Genomic DNA, 3,235 nt, shown 5'->3' with positions numbered 1-3,235 from the left:
GAGGTAGACCCTTATCTGTGCGGGATCGAACAGAGCGTAGTAGCGGGAGAGCTGTTCGTGATAGTAGCCCGCCCGCCGGTAGTGCCAGGCGTACTCCCAGCCCCCGGCCACCCGCCGGTCCTCTGCCTCCAGGGCCGCCGCGAAGTCCTCAAGCGGCTCCCGCCCGCTGCGGCGCAGCATCAGGAAGCTGGAGTAGGCCCTCTCCGCAGGGTCTCTTAGCACCGCGATCAGCCGCACCTCCGGAACGTGGCGCTTTATCCTTTCTGCGGCCCGCTCCGAGTAGAGGTAAAGGGGACATACCTCCCCTACAGCCCTCTCCCCCCTCACCCCCGCAAACTGCCGCTCGTACTCGGAGAGCTCCGTTATCGTCCAGGCGTTGATGCGCTCCTCCACGCCGGGGCCCCGGAACGCGACCCGTTGCCCCTCGAGGGCGAAGAAGTTGGTCTCCTTGGTGGGGCTCATGTACACCTGTGGGTGCTGTCTCAGATAGTAATAGAGCGAGGTCGTCCCGGCTTTACCAGCCCCGATGACGAGGAAGTCGGGCAGCGTCATACCTCAAGCCACCCCGAGAGATCCCGCCCGATGAGCTCCTCTAACCGCAGGATGTCCTCCCGGTAGTTCTCCGTAAGCTCCCGCCGCACCTCCGGGTCGAGCCGGGGAGGAGTCGCGAAGATGCGGGCCTTTAGCCTCTGCCGCACGCCGTAGGGCAGCGCCTTCTGAAGGATCGGTCTTGCGACCGGGATCACACCGCCGAGCCCGGAGATCAAGGCCCCGACCGTCCTGCTCCTCGGCACGCCGGAGACGTTGTAGCGCTCGGAGGTGTCCGCCTCAAACGACTCGTCCACCTCCAGAAACTCGAAGATGTCCCGCAGAACCTCCCCCGCATCCTCGCGCAGATCCTCGTAGAGGTAGACCCTTATCTGTGCGGGATCGAACAGAGCGTAGTAGCGGGAGAGCTGTTCGTGATAGTAGCCCTTGCGCCGGTAGTGCCAGAGCGGGCCCCAGCCCCCGGCCACCCGCCGGTCCTCTGCCTCCAGGGCCGCCGCGAAGTCCTCAAGCGGCTCCCGCCCGCTGCCGAGGCAGTGCAGGAAGTTGGAGTAGGCCCTCTCCGCGGGCTGGCGCAGGATTGCGATCAGCCGCGCTTCTGGGAGGTAGCGTTTTATCCTCTCCGGCGCGCGCTCGCTGTAGAGGTAGGACGGGGAGGCTTCGCCCACCGCCTTCTCGCCCGCAACCCCGGAGAAGAGCCTCCCGTACTCCTCTGCATCCGTTATGATGGCGGTCGCCGGGCGGCCCGGCCCCCCGTGGACCGGTCTCTCGCCCAGATAGGTAAAGAAGTGAGTCTCCTTCTCCGGGCTCATGTACACCTGTGGGTGCTGTCTCAGATAGTAATAGAGCGAGGTCGTCCCGGCCTTCTGCGCCCCGATGATGAGGAAGTTGGGCAGCGTCACGCCGGTACTCCCCGCGCGGGTCCGGCCTTCAAAACGGGATTGATCGGTAGTCTCCATCTTGCCGCAGGACATGCTAGAGACATTTTAAACCCCGATCAAGCACCCATCCGCAGGTTGCGCCGGACGGCGTTCCAGAGCGAGCGCAGGAACTCCCGATCGCTCTCGCCGAGCCCGAAGGCGACGAGCAGGCCCAGGTAACTCAGCCCGAAGACGGCACCGAAGACCAGCACGGAGAAGAACCCCTCCGGCACGGGCAGGAGAACCTTGCCGAGCGGCACCGACGCAGCGGCGGCGAGCCCGGCGGCGACCGGCCTCAGGTACTCCCGGTTGTACGGCCAGAAGCCGAACTGCCGCCGGACGTAGTAGAGGGTGATTACGTTCAGCGTCATGATGGCGGTGGCGGTGGCTACACCGGCCCCATAGATGCCGTAGGCCGGAACCAGCGTGAAGCTCAGGACGAACCCGATCGCCGCCGAGCTGGCCGTGGCGAGCAGCACCTTGTTCTGATGACCGGTCATGGCGAGGATGCGCCCGGTATGCCCGACCGAGGACCCGAAGAGGTGGGCTCCGGCGATGATGACCATCACCACAACACCCTCTGTGAAGCGCTCGCCGAAGACCAGCAGGATGTCGCGGGAGAGGGTAGCTATGAGCAGGAAGACGGCGAGCGACCCGGTGAACGTCCAGCGGGAGACGTCCTGATACAGGCGGCTCAGATCCTGCAGCAGCCCGCGGGTATGCAGGCTGGAGATCATGGGTGAGAAGATGCGGGTGAAAGCGATCAGGACCAGCGCGCAGAGCTGCGCCGTGCGCGAGGAGATGTTGTACACGCCCGCGGCCTGCACCGGAGCGAACAGCCCCAGCGCCGCGACCGAGATCCAGGTGTTTATGTACTGGGAGAAGTTGGAGAGGATCATCGGCCCCGAGACGCTGAAGAGCTCCCGGGTCTCGTACTTAGGGGGTACGCTCCGGTCCGTGAGCTTGGGGTAGACCCGGCGCAGGTAGTAGAGGCCCAGCGCCGCCCCCACAGCCATCGAGAGGACGTAGGCCACGACGGCCCCAAGGATCTGGAAGCCCAGCAGGTAGAAGACGAAGACGAAGACCAGCGTCAGAAACGGCCGGTAGACCTGCTGCACGAGCGTGGCGTACTTGATGGTCTGAAAGCCCTGTGCCGCCCACATGGTCATGCTCATCAGGGTCATGAAGGGCAGGGAGAGGGCGAAGTAGCGCAGCACGGTCTCCATGAACGGCTTGTCCGTAAGCTCCGCTATCAGGCCGGAGCCGAAGAAGATGGCCGCCGAGAGAAGGACGCTGGCCACGAAGGTAACCCGGACGGCCTGAATTATGGTGCCCCGCACCCGGGCTACATCGCCCTCGGCGTGGTACCGGGCGACGTAGCGTACCACCCCGTTGTCCATCCCGATCTGGGAGAGGATGTTGGCGAGCTGCACCACCGTGACGCCCAGCACGTAGTATCCGTACTGGGCCGCTCCGAACATCCAGGCGAGGGCGAGCTGGGTCAGGAAGCCCAGAACCTTCCCCACTCCCTGCCCGAACGAGCTCACCCCCGCCCCCCGGGCGACCCGGCCCACGTAGGAGCCGTACTGCTCCGGGCCCTGCGGAGCGCTCATGGCCCGCCGGAGCCCGCTACCCGCGGAAGCGCCGGTATTTTCTCACCTCGCCCACCGGCAGATACCCAAGCTCCTCCAGCTTCTCGATCACCCTCCTCGCACTCTCCTCAGGCTCCTCCCTGTCGGTCCTTATGTGCAGCTCCGGAGCAACCGGCG

The 3,235-nt window shown here is 65.4% G+C and carries 3 protein-coding genes; all 3 read right to left on the bottom strand.

Annotation, left to right across the window (positions count from 1 at the left end):
• Positions 1–552: sulfotransferase family protein (locus tag E0L93_RS12735; RefSeq protein WP_132692463.1), on the bottom strand; the 552-nt coding region annotated here is incomplete at its 3' end.
• A complete protein-coding gene (locus tag E0L93_RS12730) occupies positions 549–1,448 on the bottom strand; it encodes a sulfotransferase family protein (protein ID WP_132692462.1) in 900 nt (299 codons plus the stop codon). The genes E0L93_RS12730 and E0L93_RS12735, both read right to left, overlap by 4 nt.
• Positions 1,449–1,543: 95 nt before the next feature.
• Positions 1,544–3,079 (bottom strand): flippase, encoded by a 1,536-nt coding sequence (locus E0L93_RS12725; protein ID WP_132692461.1) that lies wholly within the window; start codon positions 3,077–3,079, stop codon positions 1,544–1,546.
• Between the last annotated feature and the right edge of the window lie 156 nt (positions 3,080–3,235).

The organism is Rubrobacter taiwanensis (genome assembly GCF_004337705.1).
Taxonomy (GTDB): Bacteria; Actinomycetota; Rubrobacteria; order Rubrobacterales; family Rubrobacteraceae; genus Rubrobacter_C; species Rubrobacter_C taiwanensis.
This window is presented reverse-complemented; position numbering and strand designations above follow the sequence as displayed.

What these genes read in the sequence shown, in the direction of transcription:
- E0L93_RS12725 (WP_132692461.1), bottom strand. Translation starts at nt 3,079, where the DNA reads ATGAGCGCTCCGCAGGGCCCGGAGCAGTACGGCTCCTACGTGGGCCGG.